Annotated in this window: 25 protein-coding genes and 1 tRNA gene; 8 read left to right on the top strand and 18 right to left on the bottom strand. The window is 38.8% G+C overall.

Annotated elements, in window-relative coordinates; genetic code table 11:
• Positions 1-80 precede the first annotated feature (80 nt).
• From ANA_RS21995 to ANA_RS25165, 3 genes are all read left to right on the top strand, one after another.
• Positions 81-560, top strand: coding sequence for a hypothetical protein (locus tag ANA_RS21995; protein ID WP_015083618.1), 480 nt, complete (start codon positions 81-83; stop codon positions 558-560).
• Between the two features lie 683 nt (positions 561-1243).
• Entirely contained in the window at positions 1244-1855 is a 612-nt protein-coding gene (locus ANA_RS22000; protein WP_015083619.1) for a GerMN domain-containing protein, read from the top strand.
• Positions 1797-1991: a hypothetical protein gene (locus ANA_RS25165; protein ID WP_083881530.1), complete on the top strand. Its 195-nt coding sequence runs from the start codon at positions 1797-1799 to the stop codon at positions 1989-1991. Before ANA_RS22000 ends, ANA_RS25165 begins: the two co-directional genes overlap by 59 nt.
• Here the strand turns inward: ANA_RS25165 and accB are convergent.
• Positions 1978-2502 (bottom strand): acetyl-CoA carboxylase biotin carboxyl carrier protein, encoded by a 525-nt coding sequence (gene accB / locus ANA_RS22005; RefSeq protein WP_015083620.1) that lies wholly within the window; start codon positions 2500-2502, stop codon positions 1978-1980. The two genes, ANA_RS25165 and accB, sit on opposite strands and share 14 nt — an antisense overlap.
• Before the next feature lie 140 nt (positions 2503-2642).
• Entirely contained in the window at positions 2643-3200 is a 558-nt protein-coding gene (gene efp, locus ANA_RS22010; protein ID WP_015083621.1) for an elongation factor P, read from the bottom strand.
• Here efp and ANA_RS28395 point away from each other — a divergent pair.
• Both ANA_RS28395 and ANA_RS22015 read left to right on the top strand, forming a co-directional pair.
• On the top strand, positions 3199-3324 hold the full coding sequence (locus ANA_RS28395; RefSeq protein WP_256370333.1) for a hypothetical protein: 126 nt from the start codon (positions 3199-3201) through the stop codon (positions 3322-3324). The genes efp and ANA_RS28395 overlap by 2 nt on opposite strands.
• Positions 3325-3485: 161 nt before the next feature.
• Positions 3486-4592: a peptidylprolyl isomerase gene (locus ANA_RS22015; RefSeq protein ID WP_015083622.1), complete on the top strand. Its 1107-nt coding sequence runs from the start codon at positions 3486-3488 to the stop codon at positions 4590-4592.
• A 61-nt stretch (positions 4593-4653) separates the two neighbouring features.
• On the opposite strand, the gene ANA_RS22020 is transcribed toward ANA_RS22015, so the two are convergent.
• Both ANA_RS22020 and ANA_RS22025 read right to left on the bottom strand, forming a co-directional pair.
• Positions 4654-4738, bottom strand: a tRNA-Ser gene (locus ANA_RS22020).
• A gap of 58 nt (positions 4739-4796) precedes the next feature.
• A complete protein-coding gene (locus tag ANA_RS22025) occupies positions 4797-5726 on the bottom strand; it encodes a TIGR04168 family protein (RefSeq protein ID WP_015083623.1) in 930 nt (309 codons plus the stop codon).
• 667 nt (positions 5727-6393) lie between these two features.
• On the opposite strand from ANA_RS22025, the gene nadA reads away from it, so the two are divergent.
• Entirely contained in the window at positions 6394-7359 is a 966-nt protein-coding gene (gene nadA / locus ANA_RS22035; RefSeq protein ID WP_015083624.1) for a quinolinate synthase NadA, read from the top strand.
• Positions 7360-7378: 19 nt separating this feature from the next.
• On the opposite strand, the gene ANA_RS22040 is transcribed toward nadA, so the two are convergent.
• From ANA_RS22040 to ANA_RS22045, 4 genes are all read right to left on the bottom strand, one after another.
• The gene (locus ANA_RS22040; protein WP_015083625.1) at positions 7379-8269 is read right to left on the bottom strand and encodes a hypothetical protein; all 891 of its coding nucleotides are present in this window, start codon (positions 8267-8269) and stop codon (positions 7379-7381) included.
• A 334-nt stretch (positions 8270-8603) separates the two neighbouring features.
• A complete protein-coding gene (locus ANA_RS28640; protein WP_083881531.1) occupies positions 8604-8765 on the bottom strand; it encodes a hypothetical protein in 162 nt (53 codons plus the stop codon).
• A complete protein-coding gene (locus tag ANA_RS28645) occupies positions 8726-8860 on the bottom strand; it encodes a hypothetical protein (protein ID WP_371260431.1) in 135 nt (44 codons plus the stop codon). The genes ANA_RS28640 and ANA_RS28645 overlap by 40 nt, the downstream gene beginning before the upstream one ends.
• Before the next feature lie 164 nt (positions 8861-9024).
• Positions 9025-10137 (bottom strand): RNA-guided endonuclease InsQ/TnpB family protein, encoded by a 1113-nt coding sequence (locus tag ANA_RS22045; protein ID WP_015083626.1) that lies wholly within the window; start codon positions 10135-10137, stop codon positions 9025-9027.
• 1032 nt (positions 10138-11169) lie between these two features.
• Here ANA_RS22045 and ANA_RS22050 point away from each other — a divergent pair.
• A complete protein-coding gene (locus ANA_RS22050) occupies positions 11170-11364 on the top strand; it encodes a hypothetical protein (RefSeq protein ID WP_015083627.1) in 195 nt (64 codons plus the stop codon).
• Positions 11365-11728: 364 nt separating this feature from the next.
• Here ANA_RS22050 and ANA_RS22055 read toward each other — a convergent pair whose 3' ends face one another.
• The 10 genes from ANA_RS22055 to ANA_RS22100 all read right to left on the bottom strand — a co-directional run bounded on the left by ANA_RS22055 (position 11729) and on the right by ANA_RS22100 (position 22833).
• Positions 11729-12451 carry a cyclase family protein gene (locus tag ANA_RS22055; RefSeq protein WP_015083628.1) on the bottom strand — a complete coding sequence of 241 codons (723 nt, stop codon included), beginning with the start codon at positions 12449-12451 and terminating at the stop codon, positions 11729-11731.
• Positions 12452-12775: 324 nt separating this feature from the next.
• The gene (locus ANA_RS22060; RefSeq protein WP_015083629.1) at positions 12776-13795 is read right to left on the bottom strand and encodes an ABC transporter ATP-binding protein; all 1020 of its coding nucleotides are present in this window, start codon (positions 13793-13795) and stop codon (positions 12776-12778) included.
• A gap of 86 nt (positions 13796-13881) precedes the next feature.
• Positions 13882-15258 (bottom strand): DNA cytosine methyltransferase, encoded by a 1377-nt coding sequence (locus tag ANA_RS22065; protein ID WP_015083630.1) that lies wholly within the window; start codon positions 15256-15258, stop codon positions 13882-13884.
• A gap of 49 nt (positions 15259-15307) precedes the next feature.
• Positions 15308-16480 (bottom strand): DNA cytosine methyltransferase, encoded by a 1173-nt coding sequence (locus tag ANA_RS22070; protein WP_015083631.1) that lies wholly within the window; start codon positions 16478-16480, stop codon positions 15308-15310.
• 177 nt (positions 16481-16657) lie between these two features.
• Positions 16658-18058, bottom strand: a complete 1401-nt coding sequence (locus tag ANA_RS22075; RefSeq protein WP_015083632.1) for an amidohydrolase — start codon at positions 18056-18058, stop codon at positions 16658-16660.
• A 123-nt stretch (positions 18059-18181) separates the two neighbouring features.
• Complete coding sequence (locus ANA_RS22080) at positions 18182-18784, bottom strand: cytochrome c oxidase subunit 3 (protein ID WP_015083633.1); 603 nt, start codon at positions 18782-18784, stop codon at positions 18182-18184.
• Between the two features lie 179 nt (positions 18785-18963).
• Positions 18964-20616 (bottom strand): cytochrome c oxidase subunit I, encoded by a 1653-nt coding sequence (gene ctaD, locus ANA_RS22085; RefSeq protein ID WP_015083634.1) that lies wholly within the window; start codon positions 20614-20616, stop codon positions 18964-18966.
• 41 nt (positions 20617-20657) lie between these two features.
• Positions 20658-21584 (bottom strand): cytochrome c oxidase subunit II, encoded by a 927-nt coding sequence (locus ANA_RS22090; protein WP_015083635.1) that lies wholly within the window; start codon positions 21582-21584, stop codon positions 20658-20660.
• Between the two features lie 140 nt (positions 21585-21724).
• Positions 21725-22336, bottom strand: a complete 612-nt coding sequence (locus ANA_RS22095; protein ID WP_015083636.1) for a DUF2231 domain-containing protein — start codon at positions 22334-22336, stop codon at positions 21725-21727.
• Positions 22333-22833 (bottom strand): DUF2231 domain-containing protein, encoded by a 501-nt coding sequence (locus ANA_RS22100; protein ID WP_015083637.1) that lies wholly within the window; start codon positions 22831-22833, stop codon positions 22333-22335. The genes ANA_RS22095 and ANA_RS22100 overlap by 4 nt, the downstream gene beginning before the upstream one ends.
• 155 nt (positions 22834-22988) lie before the next feature.
• Here ANA_RS22100 and ANA_RS22105 point away from each other — a divergent pair, with 155 nt between their 5' ends.
• Complete coding sequence (locus ANA_RS22105; RefSeq protein ID WP_041458608.1) at positions 22989-23219, top strand: hypothetical protein; 231 nt, start codon at positions 22989-22991, stop codon at positions 23217-23219.
• The last annotated feature ends 29 nt before the right edge of the window (positions 23220-23248 follow it).

The following is a 23248-nucleotide window of genomic DNA, read 5'->3' on the forward strand; positions in this document are numbered from 1 at the left end:
TTGATAAACAACTGTTCCTAAAGCAACTCCTTCCCCTCCTGCTCATCCTCCTGAACTATTAACTACACTTAACTAAAATAATGACCGAAAATATTGATAACTCCACCCATTTAACACAAAAATGGTTAGCCGAAATTCAGTCTCTGACACAACAGATGACGAAATTTCAGCGTGAACGAGATGAAGCTTGGGAAAGTTCGCAAAAATGGCGACAACTTTATAATACCGAAGCAGAGCAACGACGTGCAGATACGAAAATGCACCAGGAAGCCATAGCATCTGTAAAAGCTGAAGAACAAAAATTTTTAGGTGTCAATACTGAAATAGGTACTGACAGCACCACAGCTATTCAGCAACAAATTGCCCAATTTAATTCTATAGAAGAGTTACAAACTCAATTATTAGAAGTTATTCAAGAACGTGATTATTTATTACAAGCTTTGAAACTAGAGCAAGAAAATCACGCTCAAACCCGCAAAGGTCTGACTACAGCCTTAGGGGATGCTATTGATAGTCTGGCACGTTCCAGGGCAGATAGGAAGGATGCAGAGGTCTTATGAAAGTTTTTCCAGAAAACCATAGGATTTAGTTGACACTCTCCGGTCTAAAGACGCGGAGATTCTATAGAGAGTTTCAGTCTATATCCCTCAGTTATCCCAGTTTCAGGCATTGCCTTAAATATTTGGGTTCTTGCCCTGATTTCGTTTGCCCTGGCGGGCGAAATCATATCTGACAAGCGTAACTTTCCGAGAGTCCCTCGGTAGCTTTTTATGTCTTTAGTGACAATTTAATTGTATCACGAATATGGATTAAAAGAATGCAGAATTTAGAATTTAGAATTTAGAATTACGTTTTGCAACGGGGATTTTACCCCGACGCAAAACCCGCTGCTTGTAGAAGCAGGGGACTTTAACCCCCAAAGGTAAGTTAAAATTTGAAATTATTTCAAATTTTCAAATTAACGTCAATGCAGGATAAAGGAAAGCCTCTAGCCTTCATCCCTTGTCTAAAGCCCAAATGTGGCTTCCTGAGTCAGCCACATTTTCAAGGGTTTTCGGCGTTCTTCCTTATAAAGAGAAAGCTGACGGACTTGAAAAGATAACTCTACAATTGGAGTGAGAAGGGGGAGTGATTAGCAATAGCAGTTTATATACAAATCAAAGCATCTATTTAAGATATAACCTTTATAAACAGGCTAATTATCTTACGACTATTTCCATTCTGAATCCAGTAGGTTTCACATATGAATAACCAACAAAGAACTAACGGTATTTCTGTCGGTGCGGTAGCAGCTATTTCCGCAGCCGTAATAGCAGTAAGCGGTGGTGTGGCTTGGTTTTCTGGACAGACTCCAGATACTCCCACACCTACCAATTCTTCGCAAACTATTAAGCAGCCAGTCAAGCAATCAACAACCCAACAAGGTAATGAACAGACTGCTAGTATATATTGGCTCAGATCCCAGGAAAATCGGCTGGATTTAGTTCCCCAACCTTTTAAAGTTGCAGCTACCCAACCCAACCAAGTTTTAGAGGCAGCATTTAAAACCTTATTAGCAGGTCCAGGTGAAGGCACAGATTCTACTACTATTCCCCAGGGGACTCAACTATTGGGACTAAAAGCCGAAAACAATGATATTCATGTGAATTTATCCGCAAACTTTACCACTGGTGGAGGTAGCACTTCCATGATGGGGCGTGTGGGACAAGTTGTATATACTGCTACTAGTTTAAACCCTAAAGCCAAAGTATATATTCAAGTCAATGGGAAACCCTTAGAGGTTTTAGGGGGTGAAGGTGTGGAATTACAACAACCACTCACCCGCGAAAGTTTTCAGAAAAATTATCCGCTTTAGTCAGTGGTCAGTAGGGGCGAAGCATTTGGAAGATAAATTATCGGTCATTGCCAAAAATAGTTCTCCAAATGCTTCGCCCGTACAGTTGTCAGTTGTTAGTTTCCCTGTTCCCTATTTAATACTTAATCAGGGTTAATTCTCATTAAAGGCTGACCATATTCTACGGGTTCGCCATTTTGAACTAAAATTTCCATTACCTGTCCAGAGACTTCGGCTTCAATTTCGTTCATCAACTTCATTGCTTCAATTATACAGACACTTTGACCAGCTTTAACGCGATCGCCTACTTCCACGAACGCTGCTTCTCCTGGGGCTGGGGAGCGGTAAAATGTCCCTACCATTGGTGATGGGACTTCAACCAATTTTTGATTAATTGGTGAAGAAGAATGAGGAGGTTGTGCTAATGAATTATCAACAACTTTATTGATTACACCCCCCTCAGACATTGAACTTGGTAAGGCTGTAGATAGCAACTGGGTTACACTGGCACTCCCTACAGCACTCACCGTTCCTTGGGCATTATTGCTAAAACTGACAGCTTTTCGGACTGTTAGCTCAAATTCATTATTTTTGAGAGTAACTTCCGCAATATCTGTTTGGGCAATAGTTACTAATAGCTGACGGATTTCATTAAAGTCTAATGTCACAATTATTTTACCTCCACCTAACTGTTAAATTAAAATTCTAATTAAGGCAGGGATTTAATCCCTCTATAAAAAAGGGATTGAAATCATTAGCACCAATTTGAGATTTTGGACTTCGCTCAGTTGAACGATTTTATTCCTGACTATTCCCTGCCTAAATACTTATCTTCCCTGGTATCAATTTTTATGCGTTCCCCTTGGGCAATAAACAAAGGAACCATGATAGTTGCACCAGTTTCGAGAATTGCGGGTTTAGTACCACCTGTGGCAGTATCACCTTTAACACCAGGATCTGTTTGCACAATTTCCAAAACTACAGAATTAGGTAGTTCTACTTCTAGAACTTGTTCGCCCCAGCGAATCACGTTAACTTCCATACCTTCCTTTAGGTACTTGACGCGATCGCCAATTTGTGCTGAAGTTAATCTACCTTCCTCATAAGTTTCCATATCCATAAAGATAAACTCATCGCCTTCTTTATAGGTATGTTGCATCGTCACTTTTTCCAAAGTCGCTTGAGGAACGCTTTCCCCAGCCCGAAAAGTTTTTTCTAACTGTTTCCCAGTTTGAACACTTTTTAATGTTGTCCGTACGAAGGCAGAACCCTTGCCTGGCTTAACGTGAAGAAAATCTATCACGCGCCAAACCGAACCATCTAATACAATTGAAACACCAGGTCGAAAGTCGTTACTAGAGATCATGAAACTTTCAAATTTTGCAAGACAATCGGCATTTATTGTACCCTTCCCGCGCCATAAGTTGTTAGTTGTTAATTGTCAGTGGTCAGTTGTCAGGAAAGAAGCAACAGGTAATAGGCAAAATTAATATTTCTTCCCCTGCCTCCCCTACTTCCCACTTCCCCTACTTCCCCTACTTCCCCTACTTTCCACTTCCCCTGCCTCCTCCATCCCCAGTCCCGCAATATGGGAAGATAATCAATGAATTACTTCCAGTCAACACTTTGATGCTGAAGAAAGGGAAATTTCATGTTGAACTTATTTAAGTCCTGGGTGAAGAACAGCCTAAAGGTAATATTGCTATTAACAATATTTTTAGGCACAGGTACGGCTGGGTGGACTCCCACTAGTAACGCTGGACTACCAGCGGGAAACGCAATTACCGACGGGAAGGCTCTGTTACGCTATGCACTGCCGATAGATAATCAACCTGTACGTAAACTACAAGCTAGTTTAGAAGACATTTCTAACCAACTGCGGGCAAATAAACGATGGGGCGCAGTTAATAATGACCTCAAGCAAGCATCGCGGATACTCGATAAACCTTCCCAAATATTAGCAAGCGTTCCGGAAGAACGCCAACCTCAAGCCCAAGCTTGGATGACTGAATTGAAATCTGGCATCATAGAACTGCAAGAACTTGTTAAAACTAAACAAAAAGAACCCATTCTTGATGGCAGAGCTAAATTACTGAATCTTGTTAGTTTGTTAGAAGAATCAATGGTGACGAAATTCCCCTTTGAAGTTCCGGCTGAATACAGTAACTTACCCCAACTCAAAGGACGAGCTAGGATTGCTTTTAAAACCAATAAAGGCGATCTTACTGTAGTTGTAGATGGCTATAGCGCCCCTGTGACTGCTGGTAACTTTGTTGATTTGGTCCAACGAGGTTTTTATAATGGTTTAGAATTCACCCGTTCGGAAGAATCTTACTTTCTCCAAACCGGAGATCCTGTAGGTAAGGAAGCCGGTTTTATTGATCCTCAAACTGGCAAATACCGGGCTGTTCCCTTAGAAATTTTAGTCGCAGGTGAAAAAGAACCAACCTATGGCACTACTCTCGAAGAAGCTGGGCGTTATTTAGATATGCCGGTTTTACCTTTTTCTTCTTTTGGTGCTTTAGTGATGGCCCGGCCAGAAAATGAAGCTAATGGTGGTTCTTCCCAAATTTTCTTCTTTTTGTTTGAACCAGAACTTACTCCAGCGGGACGTAATCTTTTAGATGGTCGTTATGCTGTTTTTGGTTATCTGACTGAAGGTAGAGAGATTTTAGATAAACTTAAAGCTGGTGACAAAATTGAATCAGCAACCGTTGTTCAAGGCATAGAAAATTTACTTGAGCCTCAAGCAAGCTAATCAGAAATTAAAATCGAAATGTAGGGACGTTTAATCAAACGTCTCTATTTTCCCAAAAAAACGGAGAGGGGGAGATTCGAACTCCCGGAAGCTTTCACTTCACCTGATTTCAAGTCAGGCGCAATCGACCACTCTGCCACCTCTCCAAATTATTTGCCAGGATTGTGGAATACAAAAACTGACAAATAACATTATAACCTATAATTACAAAATTTGCACTACTGAAACTGAAGAATCATAAAAAACTTCCTCAGCAGCAATTTGGAAGTCTTTACCCACCCAAACCAGAGCAGCTTTTGTTACTACACCCCCCTCCAAAGAAACTAGAGAAAAATTCCGTAATTTCACACCATCTTGCTGAATAATCCGGGGGACAGTGGCAGCATTTAAGTAAATAGTTCCTTCTGGACTTCTAAATACAGCCTTCCTTTGCAGCTTTTTAGTATGGCGCAGAGTTCGGTGCATATGACCAAAAGCGACTAAAGAAACAGTTTTCTTCAGGTTGAGACTTTGAGAAATTGCTTCCGCTAAATCAGGATCACCAAAATCACCGCCAATGGGATGCCAATCTTTGCCACAAGGGTCCTCAGCGCGATCGCCTAAACCACTCGGTCCATTGTGTCCTAGAAAAATAATATGATCACAAGTAACACTTTTTACTACTTTGACGATTTTATCTGCGGACTCCTCCAAACTAGAGACACCATACCGTTCTTGACACATTTGGGCAAATCTCCATTCCGGTCCTCCCCAGGTAAAAGGACGACCACCCACCACAGTTAAATTCCAAGCCGGAAAATCCAACTTACCATAACCAACTTGGGCAGATCCCAATAAATCTAATTGTTCCTGTACCCAGTCTTCCTTGGTGCGGTCATAAGGACATTTTTTGCGTCCCCATTCAGTGGCCGAATACCAGGCATCGTGATTGCCCATTACCGCTGCTTTGGGAAGATCCAGGGAAGCGATCGCTTTTACCACTTCCACCGACTCATTCCCGAAATCTCCGACAAACAGCACTAAGTCCACACCCAGGTGCTTGAGTGCTATGCCGTCTTCCACTTCCCATTGGTCGTGAACATCGCCAATTACAGCAATTTTGATAGGTTTTGATGGAGTTTTCTGACTGGTCATGCCACTTTAAAAAGCCGTATATCTCCAGGATTTGACACTTTCATGGCTAAAGCCACTGAGATTTTGCGGACAGATTTAGATGAAGGGTTTAGCCCAATCCAATCTCGCTGCGACCGCCAAACGCCGCCTAGACGCTCAAAACAACTGCCAATCAAGGTGTCGAAATTGCGCTTACTTTTATTGTTTTCAGTGTTTTCAGAATCCATCACTAAGCCAAGACTCGGTACGCTCCACACCCTGCCATTACTCGCTCTTTCTTGTCAATACTGCCGTTAGGACTTGAACCTAACCGTTGTTTCTTATGAGCCGGGATTTCTCCGTACTAGGATGCTTCAACGCATAGATGTTTTTTGTTCTTACTCACAATTTGATTCTAACATACCACAGGGATTAAAATCCCTCGTGTCGCTTATATCTCAGGGAGCCAAGCCGCGCTCGTTTTACGCTTACCGAATGCTCTTATAAAAAACCAATACGATTAAAATCGCCGGAGTCGCTTGCCTCTCAGAGCTAAAGCCGCGCTCGTTTGCCACTTACCGCGAGGTTTTATGAAACTCTACCGGATTTGGACATAAATTGCTAGGATCAATCCCTCACTATTTTTGGTAAAAACTACTATAATTAAATTCACAAGGTAATAATTTGTAATTAAAAGCAGTTTTTAATTGTGTTTACAACTACACTTACTCAACCAAAATCAGGGACTCTCCCATTAGATTTATTTGCTGCTATTGCGGATCTGAAAACAGAACTCAACGCCGTGATCTTAGCCCACTACTATCAAGATCCGGATATTCAAGATATTGCCGACTTTATTGGTGATTCCTTACAATTAGCTAGAGCAGCAGCCAATACAAAAGCCGATGTAATTGTCTTTGCCGGTGTTCACTTCATGGCCGAAACCGCCAAAATCCTCAACCCTGATAAATTGGTGTTGTTACCAGATATCAATGCAGGTTGTTCTTTAGCAGATAGTTGTCCTCCCCAAGAGTTTGCGGAGTTTAAAGACGCACACCCAGACCACTTGGTCATTTCCTATATTAACTGCTCCGCCGAAATCAAGGCCATGAGCGATATTATCTGTACCAGTTCCAATGCTGTGAAAATTGTCCAGCAAATACCCCAAGAACAGCCAATTATTTTTGCCCCAGATCGGAACTTGGGACGGTATGTGATGGAACAAACCGGACGGGAAATGCTGTTATGGCAAGGTAGCTGTATTGTCCATGAGACTTTTTCGGAAAAGAAAATAGTCCAGTTAAAAATTACACATCCTCACGCGGAAGCGATCGCCCACCCCGAATGTGAAACCAGCGTATTGCGTCACGCCAGCTTTATTGGCTCTACAGCCGCCTTACTTAGTTATTGTCAAACCAGCCCTAGCCAGGAATTTATCGTGGCTACAGAGCCGGGAATCATTCACCAGATGCAAAAATTAGCACCTGACAAACACTTTATTCCCGCACCCCCGCAAAGTGATTGTAACTGTAACGAATGTCCATTTATGCGACTAAACACTTTAGAAAAACTGTATTTAGCCATGAAAAATCGCACCCCAGAAATTACCTTACCAGAAGAACTCCGCACAGCAGCACTACTACCAATGCAACGGATGTTAGAAATGAGTGTGTAGTTGAAGTTAAAAATTCATCTTACGATTTACCCTTTTCCGCTGCCTTCTGGGCTGCTTCACTAAACTTTTTATACAATTTAGTTCTAATCTGTGCTTCTTGATAGCGGCTGTGACTAGGTGACACCTGACTCATTAAATCAGAAGCCCGTTGCCAATTAGCAGCTAATTCCAACCACTGAGTTGAAGTTATTGCTGTTTTACCAGCCGTAGTAGCTTGGTTAGCTAGTCGCACAGAGGCTACAAATGGATCATCAGATGGAATAGAAAAACTTTGGCTAGGAGGACGATTCAACAATTGTGGTGGACTTTGGTTTGCTGTTTGGGAAGATTGAGAACCTGTGAATGGTGAGAGATCTTTCAGCGGATTACCTAACCAAGAATCTAGCAGCCAAGCTAGTAAAATTACTGAAGATAAACCAGAAACCCCGATCACTAAAGTTTTGATCGAAATTTTCCCTTGATCTGGATTCTTGAGTAAAGATTGGGGTTTCGCCAAAATAGGTTTTCTTGATTTGGTATCAGCTTCAGTTAAATCTGGAATTAACCACTTAAACAAATTTGGTTGGGATACTGTAATTTCCTGTGACCATAATAATTGGTTATCAGTATCACGGTGAATTTCCTCTAACCACAGCAATTGCTCTTCTTTAACAATGCGACTATTGATGTTAACTCGGCGAATGTGACGTGGTGCAAGCGAGTCCAAAATTTGTTGAATTTTTGGCACTAAGGTAGATTGCTCCAGTTGCTCTACCGTAGCTGCTTCGCACAAAAGTTGTAAAACACCATTCACAAAAACTGCTCTAGTTCTGACACTAGACATAACTAGCCTTTCATTCAAGACTTGAATAATTGCCGCAACGCTACCCTGATGAGCTTGCCAAGCGATATCATTTATCCGATCTACCATTTGATATTTAGTGATAGCTCTTACACCCTGACCTGTGAAATAACATAACCCAAGTTGCTAGTTATCTAATTTTAGGCAGGGAAAAAGGTAATTGGTAACTACTTTTGCCTTTTTGCCTATTCTCTCTTCCCTTTTACCTCTTGCCTTTTTCCAACTAGCAATTTAAATATACATTCAATTTGCATATATCAATGTAAATTTGACCAACTCTATATTCTATTTGCTCAAGTGCAAATTGCCACACTTGATATCCTGCTAGGGTTGACACTCCCCGGTCTAAAGACACGGGGATTCTACATTCACTGACTCGCCATTAGACGACAGGTTTGCACCCTTACGGGTTCGGCAGTCGCTCATGGGGGAAACCCCCAAGACCGCGCTGCCTCACCAATCGCCCAAGAGGGCAAATCTCCTGTAGCGTAGCTGACCGTATCCCTACCGTAGTTAATCCTATTTTTAGGATGTTAATACTGGCATTGATATCTCTGTCTTCCACAAACCCACAATGATGACAATTATGGGTTCTGGTTCAATACTATTGCCAAAATAAGAGCCTTGATAATTTTTGGCAAAAACGGCAAAAATAATCATATATAAGCGTTTCGATGAAAAGGTAGTTTAGAATCTAAAACCCTTATCCTACCGTCAATACATTTAAAAAATCCTTGTCGGAAACCTTTAAGGAATTTTTAGGGGTGATTGTTTTTGCCAAGCAAGAGCGAGGAACGGGAGTTCATGGTTAAAGCATTATCATCTCACCCTCGTAATTTGACTAAGGTATTGCTGGTTGATAGGGATTTTTTCACTTTTTGACCACAATTAGCACAATTCTGAGAAGTATTATGGGGAGGAACAGCAACTGTTACCTTCCCATATTTATACCCGAAATATTCTAGCCATTGCCGAAAAGTTGCCCAGCCAGCATCAGAAATTGATTTAGCTAAATGTCGGTTTCTTACCATGCCTTTAATATTTAAGTCTTCGTAAGCTACCAAATCGTTAGATTGGATCACGGAATATGCTAATCTCTTGCAATATTCTTTTCGCTGCCTACTTACTCTTAAATGTTTACGGGCATACCTATTTTTAGCTTTTAAATAGTTCTTGGATTGTGGTTGTTTAGCTTTTTTCTTATCTCTGTCAAACTTCTTGGATTTCTGGCGATTAGCTCGACTTAACTGTTTTTCTGACTTTCTATAGAATTGTGGAGCAGGCTCTACATTACCTTTTGAATCGGCAATGAAATATTTTAAGCCCACATCTAAGCCAACTATTTGATTCGTTGGTTGAGACTCAATTCTAATTTTGACATCAATTGCAAATTGAGCATAATATCCATCAGCTCGACGGACTAAACGAACTCGCTTAATTTGCTTGATGTCATAGAAATTAAGATCATAAGTACCTTTTAATTTCAGAGTACCTATACCTTTTTTATCAGAAAAAGTAATTGCTTTTCTGGTTTCAGATAACTTCCAGCCGCTAACTTTATACTCAACTGAACGGCAATTCTTTTTGAATTTCGGGAAACCTGTCTTGGAAAATCGCTCCACTTGGGCAAAGCCCAAGACCGCGTTTTCCGCTTTTTTGCCCTTAACTTTCTTTTTACAATTATCGTAAAATCGAGCTATTGCACTCCAAGAACGCTCCGCAGCAGATTGTCTTGCCATTGAATTAAGTTCATCCGCAAAAGAAAATTCAGATGCCAAAATCGCGCAATATTTATTGAGATCATATTTCGTCGCACCTTTGTTATCCATCCAATATCTTAAACATTTATTTTGGATGAACTGAGATGCACGAATAGCCTCATCTATTGCGCGATACTGCCTATCTTTTCCTTTGACTTTGAACTCATAAATTATCATGGTTACGACCTAAACACCACAAAATTATGCTAACTCATATATTATAATTTTGTCAACGAGAAAAACTTTCTGTGGAGGAAGACAGCCTCTACCTGGCTTTCATCCCTTGCCTAAAGGACAGTTGAGTTTTTCCACCACGCTCCAAAACTCAACTTCAAGGGTTTTCAGCCTAGTCTCTTATAAATGTAATCCATCTGTAGTTAATTCAGAATGCAAGTTACCATTAATATACGTAACTTCACTTATCGTTGTTTTGTTCCTTGTGCGTATTCACTACTTTTTCTGATGACAGCATTAACTAAGTGAATTCAGGAAGATTTCGATTTCTGTCTATTTTGCTAGTTCACAATATTTAATATTATTAAGCAATACAACGCTATTAAATCCTATTAATCGTTAAAAATATTCTCCCGTCAGGATTAATCAACACTAAAATTTGGGATTGTTGAATTTACACAGCTTACTGTATAAGCTTTACAGCTTTTTACATATTAATTTGTAACATCATTTTTTAATGTCTTATCCCTTGATGAGCCACTAAATTTTGAGTCTCATACTTTTGGTAGATGACAATTATGAATGGTTTGTGATGTAAGTTGTAAGGAAAATTAATAAATAATTATATCAGCATCAATTTTTGTTCATAAGAAAATAGAAGTAAACCGCTAGAAAGTCTACTGAATAAGGTTAAAATAGCATATTCTTTTTTTTTATAAATATGTTTATTTATACCTACTTATGAAAATATTTTACTATTAACACAAATAAAAAATACGTAATTTTATTGCGTGATTGTAGTAACATGACTATGTGCAGCAAAGTAAGTAAGCTGTGAAATGCTTGCTACATAAGGGTTATGCTCGTAGTTTAAAAGTTAGATTTGCAGAATTATTGAGTCTGTTTGCTATTTATAGTCTGGATTAGACATATAAAGATTTATCGAAACCAAAGTAGATCAATTCCAGGGATGTAGAATAACCTTGCAAAAAGTGCTAAGATTTATCCGAAGTCTTTAATGTTTCCTTTTATAACGTGGCTAGAGCTAGTACAGCAATCGGTGTATCTCCCATCATTAAGGAGATTGTGCAAAAACAGGCACATTCAACTCGCTTAACTTTAAAAGAAGTTATTCTCATGGGAATGTTGGCAATTGATAAGTTAGATGACCAAAATTGTCAAGAATTGGCAGATCAAGTTCATCAAATGCAGGTTAATGGTGAAATCTAAAACTGCTGGCAAGAGTCTAAAATTCAAAGTCTCAAGCCTCCAGTTCTCAAGCTAAAGTTAGTTGCAAGGGTAGTTGTGTGATTTATCAAATTTCTACTCTTGACTAAAAAAATAGCAACTTCCCATTCAGTAATTCTCAATCAGTTCAAAATCTAACTTGCAGTATTGCTAAAAATTAGTAATATAGCACTTCCCGGTGTTATGAGGTACATATCTAGCGGGCAAGATGCCCGCACTACAAGAGTTTCATGATTCAACTTTGTACCTCATAAGAGCGGAAACCGCTGTAAGTTGGATTATGTTAGAAACAATAAGGGGGATCTAGTTTTAGATCCCCTTTATTTGTTCAGAAGTGCATAGAAATTTAAAATAATGCCATTATCCCAGCGGGAGAACCAGAACCTCTGCTCAACCTGAGAATCCCAATGATTAAGGTAGTACCTTGGGGTGGTAACTGATCTAAATTGGTGAGATTTTCGATCACAATTAGCGATCGCTCCAGCAGCAAACGATTAATAGTAAAATTGGTATCCTGCCCAGAATCTACACCGTGAGTATCAATGCCCACTCCGGTAATTTGCTTATGTGTAATTAAGAACTCAGTTGCATCATAGCTAAAACCGGGAAAGTGCATTTTGCCATATTTATCTTGGTTAAAAAACGCTTTTTGATTTAACCATTTTTCTTGCCAACCAGTATATAGTATCAGTAAACTACCTGGGGGAATTTCCCCAAATTCAGTTTCCCAAGTTTGAATATCGCTAATAGTCAAGACATAATCAGCATTCACTGCCGCTTGTTTGCAAATATTGATAACTACAGCAGGTAATATTAGAGATGATGCTGGATACTGGTCAATACTTGTACCGTTACTATAAAAACTATTGGGGGCATTAATATGAGTGGCGCTATGTTCTCCTAAAGCAAAGCGTCGTAAGTAATAACCATCATCTTGGATTTCGGCAACACTGGTAAATTCTACGGAAGGATCACCAGTCCATGTAGGTATATTTGTATCAATCCGATGGCTGAGATGGATAACGCGAGAGTAACTAATATTACTTAATTGTTGGGGATTTTTGCTCAAAGGATTTATTCCTAAGTTTAGGATATTTTAACAAATAATCCCCCAAGCCTTTTCACTTCAAGGTGGTTGGGGGGAGTTTTAATGTTGCAGCAAAAAGTGAATTTAATCTTAGTGAACAACAAAAAAGTTAAGTTTTGAATAAGGAAGAGTTAATTTTACGCAAACTTTCTCAAATTCAGGACTATGACAAACCAGATGCCGATAACCTCACTTGCTTCAAAATTAGCATTTAGCTGTTTGGCTTTTTCGTCTAAATATGGAAGACAGAGCCTTCTGGAATTCATTCCCATACAGAGTATGGGAACGAGAAAATCCCTGTTCCCTCTATCTCATATTTTGCTTTTTCTCGGCTTTAGGATCACGATTAGCGACAGCAGCTAATTCGGCATCCATTAAGGTTTTGCCGGTGGCAGCTAGGTAGACATCATCTAAACTAGGACGAGATTGGGCGATGCCAAAAATTGGTAAATTGGCATTATTTAACGCCTGTTGAATCGTGATTAAAACGTCATTTTGGGGGGTGACTACTAAATTTAGGGAGTTACCTTGGGCGCTGTTGATGATGATTTCTTGGACAAAAGGTAAAGCCGCTAAAAGATTTTTTGCGGTTTCGGCTTCTTCACTGGGGGAAAATTCGCGGATTCTTAAAGTGATGCGATCGCCTCCTACCTGATCTTTTAATTGAGATGGTGTACCATTAGCAATAACCAAACCTCTGTCAATAATTGCCACTCTATCAGCTAAAGCGTCAACTTCTTCTAAATAATGGCTGGTAATCACAACGGTAGTTCCCGCAGTGCGTAATTGACGCAAGAAATCCCACACCACAACCCGGCTTTCAATATCTAATCCTACCGTTGGTTCATCTAATACCAGCACATCGGGCGCGTGGAGTAAACCAGCCGCCAAATCTAGCCGCTTGCGTAAACCACCGGAATAAGTGCCAGTTTTTTTATCTGCGTATTCTTGTAAACCCAGTAAATCCAAAATAGTGTTAATTCGCTGTTTAATCAGCGCACCGGGAAGATGATAAAGTGCGGCTTGTAATTGTAGTAACTCCCGGCCAGTGAGGACTTTATCTAAAGCTACTTCCTGGGCTACATAACCTAGCTTTTGTCGGGCTAATTTGGGGTGATCTAAGACCGAAATACCGGAAACTTCAATTTTGCCAGCATCGGGGGTTGTCAGCGTACACAAAGCCCGCAGAGTGGTTGTTTTCCCTGCCCCGTTGGGTCCTAATAAACCAAATATTTCTCCAGGTTGGACTTGAAAGGAAACATCCTCAACTGCAACTACATTACCGTAGCTTTTTTTGAGATTTTCGATGAAAACGGCAGCAGCCATAACAGCTATAATCCTTAACTATACAATTCGCAATAATCTATCTTTTATTGTACAAGTTGGGCGATCGCTGTGATGAGTTAGATATTTCATTTTGGGATAATTTTCAGTACAGATTTAGCCAAATGATAGATTACATGGACAGACACAGCATTACCAAATTGATGCTTTGCCTTATTTTCATTATCTGCTATTTGGAAACTTTCTGGAAATCCTTGTAATATTGCGTAATCTTTTGCCGTTAATGGTCTATATTTTTGAGGAAGATAAATTTTTTCAATAAAATTATGTTTATATATTTTTGGTTCATCACATTCTAGAGATATAGTTGCTACATAATCTCTCGTTCCCGTTGCGGTTAAAGTCCCAATAGCATCAGCATGAGGTAAATATATTTTAGAAATTCCCTTAATTCCTGATGAAATTTTAGAATTTACAAATTCATAACCTTTATTTTCTACAAAACGTAAAATTTCTTTATCTACTAAATGATTTATTTCTTCAATCTTCAAGTCAATAATTAAAGATTCTAAAATCTCATATTTCAAAGGATTACCATCTTTATCACCGTAAATTTTCCTTCTCCGATTTTTTAATATTGTTTGACAAATTGACTTTTCTCTCTGGGTTGTTTTGATTAAGTCCCAAGAATGAATGGTAGTATGTCCATCTCTAACATCTGAGAATAGAAAAAAATCATTTAATTCATCTATTCTTTGAAATCTACCTCTAGAACCAGGAATTTTACCATCTGTAAATAATACTTCTGGAGAAAATTTCTTTTTAGAAAAATCAGTGTGTTGAATATCAGGAATCATATCATATAATTTCCAATATTTATTTATGGGTTGAGGAAAGGTAAAACCCCAACTGTTATCTAGATCATTTCTAATTCCCACAATAAATATTCTGTCCCTATCTTGAGGTAAACCAAAATCATAGGAATTAAGAACTTGATATTTAACTACATAGCCAGATGATGTTAAATTTTCAAGAATATATTCTAAACTTGGTCTGTTTCTTGGTTCAGTTAAACCTTTAACATTCTCAAATATAAATGCTTTAGGTTGATTGGATTTTATAACTCGAAAAACATCATTCCATAATTGACCTCTGGGATCTTTTAAACCTTTTAATTTACCTGCGATTGACCAAGGTTGACAAGGAACACCACCGACCATTACATCTAGTTCAAAAGGTAGCTTGTCTAAATTAGTGATATCTCCTAAATATTGTTCGTCAGTATTGGTATCACGAATAAAATTATTTTTGTAAACTTTGATTGCCTCTTTGTCAATTTCTGAATAACCTAAACAAATTCCTCCTAGTTCTTCGAGAGGAATTCTAAAGCCACCAATACCGGAAAATAGGTCTATAAAGGTAAATTTAGTGGTAGGTTTTATGGTAGTTGTAGCTTGGAATAATGGGAATATTTCTAGCTGTTGAGCGTCAATACAAGATTTCATATTAATTTAGTACACAATTTTATATTATATCAGAAATGTTGACATTATATCAAGAAAATAGCGAAATGTGTTCAGTAACTTCTTTCCCTTTTGGTTGATTTCCCTGCATTGAATTAATCAGATATTCACCAAGTTCTTTCGCAAGTAACACCGGAACTGCATTACCAATTTGTTTATATTTAGAACTTATCGAACCATGAAAAATCCAATCATCAGGAAAAGTTTGAATTTTGGCAGACTCGCGCACAGTTAAAGGACGTAATTCTACAGGGTGACACATATCTGTAGCTTTTTGTTGGGGACTGGTTGTGATTGTTGGTGAAGGTTTATCCCAAGATAATCTTCTGTAAAAACCAACTTTTCCCCCACCAGAATTATAAGCACCTCCCATTGCTTCTGGTTGTAATTCTTCTGGTAAATTTTTCCAATTTTGTCCTGCTGCTAATAATCTTAAAAACTTGAGCCGATTTTCTGAATAACTAATAAATTCTGGTTGAATATCCACAAAATCTGTTAACGCATCTTTCAAAGTTCTCCATTTTGGTAAAATTTTACCATCTTTACTATATTTAGCGAGAGGAAATGTAGCAGTTTCACCATCTCTAGAACCAATAAAAACTACACGGTATCTATTTTGAGGAACACCATAATCTGCTGCTTCTAAAAGGTTGTAAACTACGTTGTAGCCTAATTCTTTCATTTCTGCTAAAACTACTTTTAAAGCTGCACCATTCATTTCATCAAGTCCTAAAGCTGGATAATCTTTTCCTCTTTGATTAATAGGACGATGACGCAAAAAAGCAGAAAGTAAACCTCTAACATTTTCCATTAAGAAAAATCGGGGTTGGACTTCTTTGACAATGCGGATAAAATCCATAAATAAACTTCCGCGTGGGTCCATAACTGAACCCCGTTTTCCTGCGGTACTAAATGGCTGACAAGGGGGACCACCCGTGACTAAATCTATTTCTCCTGGAAGTAAAGCACGACCTAAATTTAAAACTCTTCCTCCTTCTTCTAGTAATTCTTGGGAAGTAACTTTTTCTAATTCTCTGGGAATAGCACTTTCTTGGAGATAAGGTCTATTCAGAGCAATTGTTTTGACTGCATCTTTATCTTTTTCAACTACACTAACAGTATGAAATCCTGCTTGTTCTAGTCCTAAATCTAAGCCATAAGCACCTGTGAATAGGGAAATGCAAATAGGTTGATTATTGATCATTATTGTTTTTCTAATTTATTATTATGATCAATATAGTATATAATATAATGCGGCTTAGTTGAGAAAATTGTAGGTTGGGTAAACCGAAGTTAAACCCAACAAATATCGGTAAATGTTGGTTTTTGTTCCGATTGCTCCGCAACGCTAACGCGAACAAACCAACCTACATAAACTTACTTAATCTAGTCCCATTACTTGCCGATAATGAGGAGCTAATTTAACGACATTTGTTGATTGAGATGGTGTTTCCCAGTGACTACGATTCAACAATTCTTGTTGCAATTCATCAACATTGATTGTGGTAACTTTGCCATTATTAATAATTTGCTTACCATTTACCCAAGCACTATGCACAACATTGACAGGGCGACCTAAAACTAATAAACCAATGGGATCTGTACAGGGAAGTAATGATAAATTATTGAGATCATATAAAACTAAATCAGCTTGTTTACCAACAGTAATAGAACCAAGTAAATTTTCTACATTTAACCCTTTTGCACCTCCTAAAGATGCCATTTCTACGGCTTGGAGTGGGGTAATCCAATGTTGATAATCTGGTTCTGTAATATTATGTAAAATCGAACCAATTTTAATTGCTTCTAACAAGTCTTGAGAGTCATTACTAGAAGCCCCATCACAACCAAAAGTCACATTTACTCCAGCTTGCATATATTTAATAATTGGGGCTATACCACTGCCTAAACGGAGGTTACTCAAAGGATTATGAACGACTGTAGATTTTGTTTGAGCGAGAATATTAATATCAGATTCATTCAACCAAACACAATGTGCTAAAGTTGTACAACTGTTCAAAAAACCAAGTTTCTGTAAATGTTTTACCGCAGTACAACCATATTTTTCTTCAGCAAGTTTCTCTTGAGCTTTTGTTTCTAATAAATGGGCATGACGACAAAGATTGTACTTATTACTTAATTCAATACATCCTCTGAATAAATCATCGCTGCATAACTGAATTCCCGTGGGTGCAACTAAAATATTAATTCCTTTTTCCGGTTGATGAAATTGCTTAACTGCCGCTTCAATAATGGCTAAAGTTTCCCCAGTAGAACGAAAATAAAGTTCATGATCTGGTTGCGATTCTCCATTTGGTATGCCCGCACTCAAAGATTCATCTTGAATTAAAGGAGCAATAAAAGCGCGAATTCCTACTCTTTGATAAGCCCGAACTACTGTGGCAATAGTTTCTAATTCTTGTCCAGGAATTAATACTAAATGATCAACAACGCTTGTCCCCCCAGAAAGTAAAGTTTCTACTGCTGTTCCCAAGGCACTGAGATAAACTTGTTCTGTATCTAAAGGAGTAAAATCATAGAGATGTGCTAACCATAATTCTAACGGTAAAGGTGGAATTACTCCTCGTTGCCACATTTCTGAAGAATGGGTATGGGCATTGAAAAACCCAGGTAATAAAAGTTTATTTTCCCCATTAATTACCGTGCCAATTATCTCTAAATTAGGGGCAATCGCGGCGATTTTACCATCTATAATCTGCACATCTGTAGTTATGTAACTACCTGTAACGCTAATTAAAGAGTTTTTGATTGTAAAATTCATGATTTTAGCTTTAATTAAGTAATTGATCTATTAGCCGAATTTCAAGCTACAAGTTAAACAACGATATTGAAAAAGGGTGAGTAAAACCCACCCTGAGTATTATACCAGAAAAATAAAATATCCTTACTGCCAAACGTAGATAAGTAGAAATAAAACAATCCAGATAACATCAACAAAGTGCCAAAACAAAGAAGTGGCATTTATGCCAAAATGGCCGCTATCAAAATTACCAGGAATGAAAGAACGCAACAAGACAATTAACTGTAACAGAATACCCGTAAAAACGTGCAAACCGTGAAAACCAGTTAATAGATAAAACATTCCTCCAAACGTACCAGAAGTAAAGCCAAATTCTAATTGACTCCATTCCACAGCTTGTCCAAAAAGGAAATAACCACCCATAGCCATTGTTAAAAACAACAACAGCCGATAAGTCTTTAAATCATGTCTTTCTAGGGCTTTTTCTGCAAAGAAAATCACAAAACTACTAGCAACCAAAACCACAGTATTAATGCTAGGTTCTTTTACTTCCAAACCAGAAACACCAGGTGGCAACCAATTAACAGCAGAAGTTTTGTAGATAATATAGCCAGCAAAGAAACTTAAGAAAATAACACTTTCCGATAACAGAAAAACAATAAAACCAAACATTTTACTGCCTTCTTCATCATGTCCATGCTCATGACTAACATGATCTAAATCATCAGGAGAAACAGAACTATCCATTGTTAAAAAACTCCAAAACCAGGAAACTAGTAATTAAGAAAAAAGTAACGAGAAAAACTATAGCGATTCTAAATAAGACGTAAAAAATTCTCTTCCTTCTCTTCCTCTGCGCCCTCTGCGTCTCTGCGGTTCGTTAAAAAATCAAATTTACACATCAAATAGAATCGCTATATTACCCATTACTCATGTTCAGAAGATGCCATTAATTCAGACTTACCATAACCATAAGGCTCACAAGTAACAATCGGAATTTCTTCAAAATTCTCAACAGGAGGAGGAGAAGAAACAGTCCATTCCAAACCAATTGCTCTCCAAGGATTAGCAGAAGCTTTTTCTCCATCCATCCAAGAAATCAACATATTGAAGATGAAAGGAAGAGTAGACATTCCTAACAGAAAAGAACCCAAACTAGCAACAATATTCCAACCAATTAATTCAGGTGCGTAGGAAGCAGCACGGCGTAACATCCCTTGCAAACCTAAAGGGTGCATGGGTAAGAAATTCAAATTTGTGCCGATAAATGCTAACCAAAAATGGATTTTGCCCCAACCTTCGTGGAACATTCTCCCCGTCATTTTGGGAAACCAATGATAGATAGCTGCATACATTCCCATAGTTACAGTTCCATAGAGAACATAATGGAAATGACCAACAACAAAATAGGTATTGTTAACATGAACATCCACTGGAACAGAAGAAAGCATAATTCCTGTAATCCCAGCAAATACAAACATTACCAAACCACCCAAAGCAAATAACATTGGTGTAGTTAAGCGAATTTTCCCGCCCCAAATAGTTGCCACCCAAGCAAATACCTTAATCCCTGTGGGAATAGATACAAACATGGTTGTCACCATGAAAAACAACCGTAGCCAACCAGGAGTACCACTCACATACATATGGTGTACCCAAACAATGCCGCTAACTACAGCAATTAACATCGAAGAAACAGCAACGACTTTGTAACCAAATAAAGGTTTGCGGGAATAAACGGGAAAGATTTCCGAGAAAATCCCGAAGATAGGCAAAATGATGACATATACCGCAGGGTGAGAATAGAACCAGAAATAATGCTGGAACATCACCGGATTTCCGCCTTTAGTAGGATCAAAAAAGGCAGTTCCCACTGTAATATCAAGAAGTAACATTACAGCCCCGGCTGTTAAAGCTGGCAGTCCAAATAATTGGATAATTTGAGCGCTAAATACTGCCCAAACAAAGAGAGGCATTCTAAAGAAACCCATTCCCGGCGCTCGCATTTTCACAATGGTGGTGACAAAATTCACCGCACCCATAATGGAAGAGACACCGGAAATAGCCACCGCTAATAACCACAGAACTTGACCGTTAATCAAGTTGCCCGTGGGGTTTTGGGTACTGACGGGGGGATATGCCCACCAACCAGATTGAGCAGGGCCACCGGGGACAAAGAAGCTGGACATGAGGAGAATACCCACCACAGGAACCATCCAAAAAGCGACAGCGTTCAAGCGGGGGAATGCCATATCTCGCGCCCCAATCATCAAGGGAACGAGGTAATTAGCCATACCAACGAGAGAGGGAAATGTCCACAGAAACAGCATCACTGTTCCGTGCATAGTGAACATTCCGTTGTATACTGTGCGGTCAATTAAATCAGCTTCAGGGGTAATGAGTTCTCCCCGCAGAATCATGGCGAAGATACCGCCAACGAGAAAGAAGATAAAGGAAGTAACGAGGTATTGAATACCGATAACTTTATGATCTGTACTAAAGCTGAAGTATGTTTTCCAGGTTTGGGGTGGTTCGTGGTGATGTGATTCACCAGCAACATGAATGGGGATATTAGTCATTTGTCAGTTGTTAGTTGTCAGTGGTCATGAAAATAACGAAGTTAACCTGGGAAATTGACTAATGGTGGTGCAGCAGGTTCAACGGTTTTCCAACCGCTATCAATGCCGTTTTCTACTTTGAGGGCATATTCGGAAGCCGCTTGGTTAGGGGCTGGGCTGGGTGTTTGACTGGCAGCTTTGCTTAACCACTGCTGATAGTTGCTAGGTGATTCCACAATGACTTTGGCTCGCATGGTGGCAAAGTATGTACCGCTATACTGAGAGTCGGTTAAATCATACGCACCGGGGCGAATGGGAGTAAATTCAAAGTCGAGGTCGTTACCAGGAATAATGTCTTGTTTGAGGCGGAAAGCGGGGATAAAAAAGCCGTGAAGTACATCTTCCGAATGCAGATTTAGACGGACACGGCGATCGCTCGGTAAATGCAATTCTGTACTGGTAACATTGCTTTGGGGGTAATGAAACACCCAAGCCCACTGTTTAGCGGATACATCAATATGTTCTACATCCTCAGCTACTGCGGCTTCTGAAGCCTCATCTGGCGCAGCTTCAGCAGTTTCCATCTTCATCGGATTATGTAAGTGGATCTGGTGAGATGGTCCCTGGATACCCATTTCTTCGTAAACTTGGTAACTATAACCCGCAATCCACAACACCAACATAATTGGGATTGCTGTCCAAATTACTTCTAAAGTCACATTACCTTCAATGTGAGGCCCATCACCTAAATCTGTAGCTTTTGCCCGATGGAAACAAATAGAATAGAAAAGAGTAGCAGTTACTCCCAGGAAAATTAAAGATCCTAATGTTACCAAAAAGCTAAATAAATCATCAATCAGATGAGATTCAGCAGCCCCTTGGGGAGGAAGCCAAGAATAAGCCTGTTTACCAATCCAGAGACTAGTAAGAGTTACCGCAACTGCCCCAGTAACAATGGTCAAAAAGTTGAGAAATTGCCGAATTTTCATAATGGTCAGTTGTTAGTTGTCAGTGGTTAGTGGTCAGTGGTCATTTGTTAATGGTCAGTTGTGAATTGTTAGACAAGAATTTTTACACCAATCACCAATCACCAATTACCAATTACCAATTACCAATCACCAATTACCCATTACCTATTACCAAAGATTTGATTGATGTCTTGTCCTGCTCGTAGTAATTTATCGGCTGTATTGTGAACACCAAAATCTGCTGCCAGGTGCGCTCCTAATGTTCCATGAAAATACATCAGCAACATAATAATTACACCGACAACCAGATAAGAAATTTGCACTTCTCTCTCTTCATGTTTGCCGATAACGTAACGTTGCCAACCTCGCCAAAAGGTCATGCCAACCATCATCGCTAATAGTAATACACCACCCACACCATGCCACATCATTGTGGGCATTGCCAGCATTCCCCAAGGACTTTTGATATCTGCTGGTGGGGCTGCTAATAACATTTCATAAAAACCTGCACCAACCGTGAAAAATGTAATCACAGATGCAGCAAAAATGTTGTACCAACCGACATCAAATAATTGAGAACGTTCAACCTTAATTCCCAAAAAATTGAATAGCCATTTTTCCAAAGGGAAGAACACACCTAAAATATCAAAGATAATGGCAATGATGAATAAACCTAATGTGAGGTGTACCAAATTAGGATGAATCGGAATGGCATAAGGTAAACCATTTGCACCCATTTGGTGACTAATTTGGTCTAATAATTCTGAGTTCATGGCAAGATTCCATCCTTTACCGCTTCCACAACAGGTACGGTATGTAAGCCATACACCCATACCAGTTCATCACCAAGATATACTTGAAAACCAACCAAGGCTGTTAATAAAACTGCCACAGCTATATAATGAAAAGGGAGTTTTTTCGGATTACGACTCCGCAAAACATAACGCCAAGCAGTAATAGTGGCAATAATACCTGAAAGTGACCAACCGATGAGAGTATGAATATTTAAAACTGATTTAGCGAGTTCGTAGGGTTTTGCTAAACCAGCCTCAAATTGACCAAAAATAATTGCCACAAAAATAGCTACAGTGGCAATACACATATTCCACCAACTCACCTCAAACAAAGTAGTTTTACCAGTTACATAACCAGCGAAATCACAAAAAACAGAAAATAGCACCATCGCAATTACAAAGTGAACCACGATAGGATGTAAAGGATCTGGATATGGTAAATTATGCTCATTCAATGAAGTGAAAAAATCCAGCATTAAATTCTCCTAGACTGATTTACTACTCCTTAGCCAAACTTAAATAATTGCTAGATACTCACTCACTGATACCAAAAAGTTATTTGATAAATCTGGTGTGAGTTTGCTGCAATGTATAACCGTCAAGTGATTTCTTCATAGTCACAACAGTAATTATGGATGTAGCTAAACTAAATCACTGTGAGAGGTTGAATTTACTAGACGTAAATTTTTATGAATTGTCAAAAAAACTAAAAGCAGAACTTCTAGAATTAACGAGAGAGCCAAAAGCAGATTTTGATCTTGGCTCTATTACAATATTTTTAAATCAAAACCAAATATTTTTATGTTTATTGATGTACAATAAAAAATTATCACTTTGTGATTTAAAAAACCGAAATATATAGTTTTTATAGTAGGTAGGATGAAAATGAAG

The organism is Anabaena sp. 90 (genome assembly GCF_000312705.1).
GTDB classification, from domain to species: Bacteria; Cyanobacteriota; Cyanobacteriia; order Cyanobacteriales; family Nostocaceae; genus Dolichospermum; species Dolichospermum lemmermannii.

What these genes read in the sequence shown, in the direction of transcription:
- ANA_RS21995 (WP_015083618.1), top strand. Translation starts at nt 81, where the DNA reads ATGACCGAAAATATTGATAACTCCACCCATTTAACACAAAAATGGTTA.
- ANA_RS22000 (WP_015083619.1), top strand. Translation starts at nt 1,244, where the DNA reads ATGAATAACCAACAAAGAACTAACGGTATTTCTGTCGGTGCGGTAGCA.
- ANA_RS28395 (WP_256370333.1), top strand. Translation starts at nt 3,199, where the DNA reads ATGAAACTTTCAAATTTTGCAAGACAATCGGCATTTATTGTACCCTTC.
- efp (WP_015083621.1), bottom strand. Translation starts at nt 3,200, where the DNA reads ATGATCTCTAGTAACGACTTTCGACCTGGTGTTTCAATTGTATTAGAT.
- ANA_RS22015 (WP_015083622.1), top strand. Translation starts at nt 3,486, where the DNA reads ATGTTGAACTTATTTAAGTCCTGGGTGAAGAACAGCCTAAAGGTAATA.
- ANA_RS22025 (WP_015083623.1), bottom strand. Translation starts at nt 5,726, where the DNA reads ATGACCAGTCAGAAAACTCCATCAAAACCTATCAAAATTGCTGTAATT.
- ANA_RS22040 (WP_015083625.1), bottom strand. Translation starts at nt 8,269, where the DNA reads ATGGTAGATCGGATAAATGATATCGCTTGGCAAGCTCATCAGGGTAGC.
- ANA_RS28645 (WP_371260431.1), bottom strand. Translation starts at nt 8,860, where the DNA reads ATGATTATTTTTGCCGTTTTTGCCAAAAATTATCAAGGCTCTTATTTT.
- ANA_RS22045 (WP_015083626.1), bottom strand. Translation starts at nt 10,137, where the DNA reads ATGATAATTTATGAGTTCAAAGTCAAAGGAAAAGATAGGCAGTATCGC.
- ANA_RS22060 (WP_015083629.1), bottom strand. Translation starts at nt 13,795, where the DNA reads ATGGCTGCTGCCGTTTTCATCGAAAATCTCAAAAAAAGCTACGGTAAT.
- ANA_RS22065 (WP_015083630.1), bottom strand. Translation starts at nt 15,258, where the DNA reads ATGAAATCTTGTATTGACGCTCAACAGCTAGAAATATTCCCATTATTC.
- ANA_RS22070 (WP_015083631.1), bottom strand. Translation starts at nt 16,480, where the DNA reads ATGATCAATAATCAACCTATTTGCATTTCCCTATTCACAGGTGCTTAT.
- ANA_RS22075 (WP_015083632.1), bottom strand. Translation starts at nt 18,058, where the DNA reads ATGAATTTTACAATCAAAAACTCTTTAATTAGCGTTACAGGTAGTTAC.
- ANA_RS22080 (WP_015083633.1), bottom strand. Translation starts at nt 18,784, where the DNA reads ATGGATAGTTCTGTTTCTCCTGATGATTTAGATCATGTTAGTCATGAG.
- ctaD (WP_015083634.1), bottom strand. Translation starts at nt 20,616, where the DNA reads ATGACTAATATCCCCATTCATGTTGCTGGTGAATCACATCACCACGAA.
- ANA_RS22090 (WP_015083635.1), bottom strand. Translation starts at nt 21,584, where the DNA reads ATGAAAATTCGGCAATTTCTCAACTTTTTGACCATTGTTACTGGGGCA.
- ANA_RS22095 (WP_015083636.1), bottom strand. Translation starts at nt 22,336, where the DNA reads ATGAACTCAGAATTATTAGACCAAATTAGTCACCAAATGGGTGCAAAT.
- ANA_RS22100 (WP_015083637.1), bottom strand. Translation starts at nt 22,833, where the DNA reads ATGCTGGATTTTTTCACTTCATTGAATGAGCATAATTTACCATATCCA.
- ANA_RS22105 (WP_041458608.1), top strand. Translation starts at nt 22,989, where the DNA reads ATGGATGTAGCTAAACTAAATCACTGTGAGAGGTTGAATTTACTAGAC.